This window comes from Actinosynnema sp. NPDC002837 (assembly GCF_040295345.1).
In the GTDB taxonomy this organism is placed as follows: Bacteria; Actinomycetota; Actinomycetes; order Mycobacteriales; family Pseudonocardiaceae; genus Actinosynnema.
In genome coordinates, this window is the sequence record NZ_JBEOVG010000180.1 from 1 (window position 1) to 5,550 (window position 5,550).

Below are 5,550 nucleotides of genomic sequence, written 5' to 3' on the forward strand. Positions count from 1 at the left end.
CCGCATTCGTCATTCCCGGGCCACCCACGCCCACCCCCACCCCCACCCCCACCCCCACCCCCACCGCCACCGCCCCCCACCGCCACCGCCCACCGCCGCCACCGCCACCACCGCCACCGCCACCACCGCCACCGCCGCCACCGCGGCCACTGCCCCACCCCCCTCTCGCCCACCCCCTCTCGCCCCTCGCCGCCGATCCACCCCACTGCCGCCCCGCCTTCGCCCACCGCGCCACCGTCGCCCCACCGCGCCCGCCCCACTCCGCCCTCCGCCGCACCCGCCCCGCCGCACCCTCGCCGCCGCTTCGCCCCTGCCCACCGCGCACCACCCGTCGCCTCCACCGCCGTCCCCGGCGGTGCGATGGCGATGACGGTGGTGCCGCCAGGTGAGGCCGGAGATCCGTGGCGGGCGGGGCGGCGGAGGGAGCGACGGTGCATCGCCACACCCGACGGGGCCGCAACTCGCCGCTGCCGCCGCACGCGGCCCACCCGCGCCCTGCCCCTAGCGCCACCGCAGCCAGTCCATCCACCGACTCGCGGCGGGCGGGGACGGCGGGGCGTCGCCGCCGCCCCGCCGTCCCCGCCCGTTGGCGCACCCGCCGCATCCGCCGTGCCCGTCGGCCCGGCCATCGCTTCCCTCAGCAATCCAGTCGGTGCCACGAATCCGCCGGGCCCGCCGTCGCAGCCGGGCCGCACCGCCCTGCTCGGGTCGTTCGTTCGAGGGCTCGTTCCGGTGGTGCGTTTGGCTGGCGGGGCTGTTTCGGGTGATGGGGTTGTCGGGGTGGGTGTGGGTTGGCAGGGGGTGGGTGGTCGAGGCGTTCCGCTGGTTTTCAACCGAGGTTTGGTAACGGTGTTTCCGTACATTTTTGGGCGAATGTCACTCGATCGTGTTAGCGGTCGCCGGGGTCAGCGGAGCGTGAGAGGGCCCCGCTGATCCGCGGGTGGCCGTTAGGGGAGTAGGTGGAATTCGGTGCAGTGCCAGCGTGACCCTTGGCGTTCCACTCGCGCGGCGAATGCTCGGACCTTGGTCGGCATGTGCAGGGTGCCCGCCAGTTCCGCCGCATCCGGCGACACGTGGCACAAGCGGTAGCGGCCGAGGCGGGTTCGGGTTGGGGTGGCGGCTTCCGCCACGGTGGTCAGGGCACGTGGGGCGAAGGTGGCCGACAGTTGTCGCGGCGGCCGCCTGCCGCTCAGCGCCTCTACCAAGGGGAACAGGAAGTGGCGGGCGTCGAGAGGTGCGGGCGGCGGCGGGGTGTCGGTGGGGCCGGCGGAGGGGTCCTGGGTGGCGGTCGGCTTCGTGGACGACAGGGTGCGCAGTTGAGGTGGCATGCTGAACCGAGGGCGGACGGCCGGGGTTTCGTACCAAGATCACCCGATGGAGGCACGGTGCGGGGACTGGTTCTCGACTTCGGCGGCGTCCTGACGGACCTCGGTGACGACCACACGGCCACCGAACCGCCCCTCCTCACCGTCACCCGCCAAGTCCGCCACCAGGGCATCCTCACCGCGATGCTCTCCAACGCCGACTTCCTGTGGCGCCCGCCGGCCGGCTGGGAAGACCTGTTCGACGTCGTCATCACCTCCGGCGACGTCGGCCTGGCCAAGCCCGACCGCCGCATCTACCTGCTCGCCGCCGAACGGCTCGGCCTGCCCGCCGCCGAGTGCGTCTTCGTCGACGACCTCGCGGTCAACGTCCGGGGCGCCGCGGCGGCCGGAATGGTCGGTGTGCACCACCAGTCCGTGCAATCCACACTCGAGGAACTGGAAACACTGCTCCAGGTCCCCCTGCAGAGTTAACCGGTCACGAACGGCCACGAAAAATCCACCTGGCCGGTGAATTGCCGCTCACTCGACTTCCTTCGTACGTTCGCAGCGCCACGGCGAATACCGCGCAGTGGACGAGAGCAGTGGCCGAGCGTCGTGAACAGCGCGGACGAGTGCCCCGGTCCCGCACCCGATGCCGTACGAGGGGCGTGGGTGCGGGCCACCGAGGGCTGGTCGGGACGGCCCGACGGGTACCGCGTCGGGTGGCTGTGGTGAGCCGCCGATCAGCCGGGTTAGGCAGCGCGGGTGTCTGAGCGGCCCTCCGGCACCCGCGCTGCGCCGGCCACCGGGAAACACAGGAGCCCCGAAGGTCACCCGCGCCGGCGGACGACCTCGAAGCACAGCACGGCCGCGGCGCTGGCCACGTTCAACGACTCCACCCCCGCCGCCATCGGGATCGACAACCACCCGGTCACGTGCGGCCGCACGTCGTCCGAGACGCCCGCCGTCTCACTGCCCAGCACGAACGCCGCCCGCGCCGGCAGGTCCGCCGCGTACACCGAAGACCGGGCCTGCGCGTCCAACGCGAAGATCGGGTACCCGGCGCCCCTCAGCGCCACCACCGCCTCCGCCGCCGTCGCGCACCGCAGCACGGGCGCGCGGAACGCCACCCCCGCCGACGCCTTGACCACCATCGGGTCGATCGACGCGACACCCCGCCGCGGCACGACGATGCCGTCCACCCCCGCCGCGGTCGCCGTGCGCAGGATCATGCCGACGTTCGCCGGCGTGGTGATCCCGTCGAGCACCAGCACGAACCGCGGCCCGTCGCGCAACGCCAGCTCCAGCGGACGCATCCGCGGCGCGACGACGTCCGCCAGCACGCCCTGGTCCTGCTTGCCGTTCCCGGCCAGCACCTTGACCCGCTGCGCGGAAGCGCGCTGCACCGCCACACCGCGCCGACCGGCCGCGTCCAGGATCTCCCGGGCGGCCGGACCGCGGGCCGTGTCGGCGAGCACGACCTTGTCGACCTCGAGCCGCGGGTCGTCCAGGGCCTCCAGCACGGGCTTGCGGCCGTACACGGTGACGAACTTGTCCTTGGGTGACACATCCACGGGACAAGTGTCCACTACCCATTTGGGGCTTGCTTCTGCGCTGTCAATCATGATGATCGTCACATGGCATCGCGCGACGAGGCGCACCGCCTGCTGGCCAGCGGCCGGGAGGCGGACGTCTACCTGCGTCCGGACGGTCTGCTGGTCAAGCGCAGCCGTGCGGGCCGCGACCTGGGCCCCGAGGCCGAGCTGATGCGCTACCTGCGCCGGCACGGCATACCGGTGCCGAGGGTGGCGGAGGCCTCGGAGACGGACCTGGTCATGGAGTACGTCCCCGGTCCGCGCATGTCGCAGGAGCTGGACGCCAGGCCGTGGCGGGCGGGCGCGCTGGGCCGTGAGCTGGCCGAGCTGCACCGCAAGCTGGACCGGGTGCCCGCGCCGACGTTCCTGCCGGGCGACGGCGACCTGCTGCACCTGGACCTGCACCCCGGCAACGTGGTGATGGGCCCCGAGGGCGCGGTCGTGGTCGACTGGGGCAGCGCGAGCAAGGGCGACCGCAAGGTCGACGTCGCGCTGAGCTGGCTGGCGATCGCGGTGGCGCCGCTGCGGCCGTTCAAGCGGCTCGCCCGGTCGCGGATGGTGCGCGGGTTCCTGGCCGGGGTCGACGGCTCGGTGCGGGTCGAGGCCAGGCGCGCCATGCCGGCCGCCGCGGCGATCAGGCTGGCCCGGCACGAGCGGGACGAAGCCGAGGTCAGCGCCGTTCGCAGGCTCGTGCGCGATTGCAGCGACTAGCCTGGACCGCATGCCCGACCGCCTGTCCGCGCTGGACGCCTCGTTCCTGTACCTGGAGGACTCCACGACGCCGATGCACGTCGGTGGGGTGGCGGTGTTCCGGCGCCCGCGCACGGGCTTCGACTACGACCGGTTGGTCGACCTGATCGAGCAGCGGCTGTCGCTGGTGCCCCGGTACCGGCGGAAGGTCGTGCACGTGCCCGGACGGCTCGCGCGGCCGGTGTGGGTGGACGACGCGGACTTCGACGTCACCTACCACGTGCGGCGGTCGGCGTTGCCGAAACCGGGCAGCGACCAGCAGTTGCACGACCTGGTGGCGCGGCTGATGTCCCGCCCGCTGGACCAGACCCGGCCGTTGTGGGAGGTCTACCTGGTCGAGGGCCTGGCCAGGAACCGGACCGCGGTGATCACCAAGACGCACCAGGCGATGGTGGACGGCATCGGCGCGCCGGAGATCGGGCAGGTGATGCTGGACCCCTCCGCCACGCCGCGGCCGCCGGTCGAGTCGCTGTGGATGCCGTCGCCGGAGCCGAGCGGGTTGCAGCTGGTGGCCGACGCGGTCGCCGAAGCCGTGCAGCGGCCCGGCGAGGTGGTGGAGAACGTCCGCTCGGCGGCGATGGACACGGTGGCGACGGTGCGCAAGGTCGCCGGGGTGTTCGGCGGCTTGGCCTCCGCGGTGCGCACCGCCGCGACGCCCGCGCCCGGCAGCCCGCTGAACGTGCGGATCTCGCCGCAGCGGCGGTTCGCGGTGGCGCGCACCGGGCTGGACGTGTTCCGCGCCATCCGGCGGGCGCACGGCGGCACGGTCAACGACGGCGTGCTCGCGGTGCTGTCCGGCGCGCTGCGGAACTGGCTGCTGTCGCGCGGCGAGGTCGTGACGGCGGGGACCACCATCCGGGCCATGGCGCCGATGTCGGTGCGCGACGACGAGGCGCAGGTGTCGGCGTACCTGGTCGACCTGCCGGTCGGCGAGCCGAACCCGGTCGTGCGGCTGCACCACGTGTCGCACGCGATGCGCGCGCACCAGGAGTCGGGGCAGACGGTGGCGGCGCAGACGTTGGTGCGGTTCTCGGGCTTCGCGCCGCCCACGTTGCACGCGCTGGGCGCGCGGGCGGCGTCGTCGTTCTCGCGGCGGTTGTTCAACGTGGTGGTGACGAACGTGCCCGGTCCCCAGGTGCCGCTGTACGCGGCGGGGGCGAAGATGATCGAGATGTTCCCGGTCGTGCCGCTGGCGAAGAACCAGGCGTTGTCGATCGGCGTGACGTCTTATGACGGTGGCGTGTACTTCGGCCTCAACGCCGATCGCGACGCGATGTCCGATGTGGACGTGCTGGCGGCGATGGTCGAGGAGTCGGTGGAGGAACTGATGGGAACGGTGTCCGCATGAGGGTGTACCTCCCGGCGACCGTCGCGATGTTGCGCGACCTGGTGGAGAACGGCGAGTTCGTGCCCGTGGGCGGGACGGGGTTCGCCCTGACGCCCGCGTTGCGCGAGTCGTACGCGACCGGCGACACGGAGGAGCTCGAGTACTCGGCGATGCTCGACGCCGCGCGCGGTTCGCTGCGGCTGATCGCGGGTGACGAGAAGGCCGTGCCGAGGCGCGCGGTGGTGTCGGCCGACGTGCCGGACGTGAAGCTGCGGCCGGACCTGGACTTCTCGGTGGTGAAGCTGTCGGGCCCGGTGCCGATGAAGCTGATCGCCGCGATCCACCTGGACACGTCGGAGGCGGAGGACGACGTGCGCGCGGCGGCCGACGTGATCGACGCGGCGGACCTCGGCGACCCGGACGCGGAGTTCGCGCTGGGCGGGGCGGAGGACCACGAGCTGGCCTGGTACGCGGTCCAGGAGCTGCCGTTCCTGCTGGAGCTGATGTAGCCGCTGCCCCGCGGTTCTGCACGCCGAGCGGGAGCCGGAGGTCCAGACCCGGGTCTGGACCTCCG

The 5,550-nt window shown here is 73.0% G+C and carries 7 protein-coding genes; 4 read left to right on the forward strand and 3 right to left on the reverse strand.

Annotated features, from left to right (window positions below):
• Nucleotides 1-9: 9 nt before the first annotated feature.
• Both ABTZ99_RS44495 and ABTZ99_RS44500 read right to left on the reverse strand, forming a co-directional pair.
• A complete protein-coding gene (locus ABTZ99_RS44495; protein WP_499619194.1) occupies nt 10-150 on the reverse strand; it encodes a hypothetical protein in 141 nt (46 codons plus the stop codon).
• A 797-nt stretch (nt 151-947) separates the two neighbouring features.
• Nucleotides 948-1,328, reverse strand: coding sequence for an Rv3235 family protein (locus tag ABTZ99_RS44500; protein ID WP_499619196.1), 381 nt, complete (start codon nt 1,326-1,328; stop codon nt 948-950).
• Nucleotides 1,329-1,385: 57 nt separating this feature from the next.
• Here ABTZ99_RS44500 and ABTZ99_RS44505 point away from each other — a divergent pair, with 57 nt between their 5' ends.
• Nucleotides 1,386-1,796, forward strand: coding sequence for an HAD-IA family hydrolase (locus ABTZ99_RS44505; protein WP_498786847.1), 411 nt, complete (start codon nt 1,386-1,388; stop codon nt 1,794-1,796).
• A gap of 338 nt (nt 1,797-2,134) precedes the next feature.
• Here ABTZ99_RS44505 and ABTZ99_RS44510 read toward each other — a convergent pair whose 3' ends face one another.
• A complete protein-coding gene (locus tag ABTZ99_RS44510; RefSeq protein ID WP_498786848.1) occupies nt 2,135-2,878 on the reverse strand; it encodes a TrmH family RNA methyltransferase in 744 nt (247 codons plus the stop codon).
• A 63-nt stretch (nt 2,879-2,941) separates the two neighbouring features.
• Here ABTZ99_RS44510 and ABTZ99_RS44515 point away from each other — a divergent pair, with 63 nt between their 5' ends.
• Genes ABTZ99_RS44515 through ABTZ99_RS44525 form a run of 3 tightly spaced genes read left to right on the forward strand, consistent with a single transcriptional unit; the run spans nt 2,942 to nt 5,485 of the window.
• A complete protein-coding gene (locus ABTZ99_RS44515; RefSeq protein ID WP_498786849.1) occupies nt 2,942-3,610 on the forward strand; it encodes a phosphotransferase in 669 nt (222 codons plus the stop codon).
• Nucleotides 3,611-3,620: 10 nt separating this feature from the next.
• Entirely contained in the window at nt 3,621-4,997 is a 1,377-nt protein-coding gene (locus tag ABTZ99_RS44520) for a WS/DGAT/MGAT family O-acyltransferase (RefSeq protein ID WP_498786850.1), read from the forward strand.
• Nucleotides 4,994-5,485 carry a DUF6912 family protein gene (locus tag ABTZ99_RS44525; RefSeq protein ID WP_498786851.1) on the forward strand — a complete coding sequence of 164 codons (492 nt, stop codon included), beginning with the start codon at nt 4,994-4,996 and terminating at the stop codon, nt 5,483-5,485. The genes ABTZ99_RS44520 and ABTZ99_RS44525 overlap by 4 nt, the downstream gene beginning before the upstream one ends.
• Nucleotides 5,486-5,550: the final 65 nt, after the last annotated feature.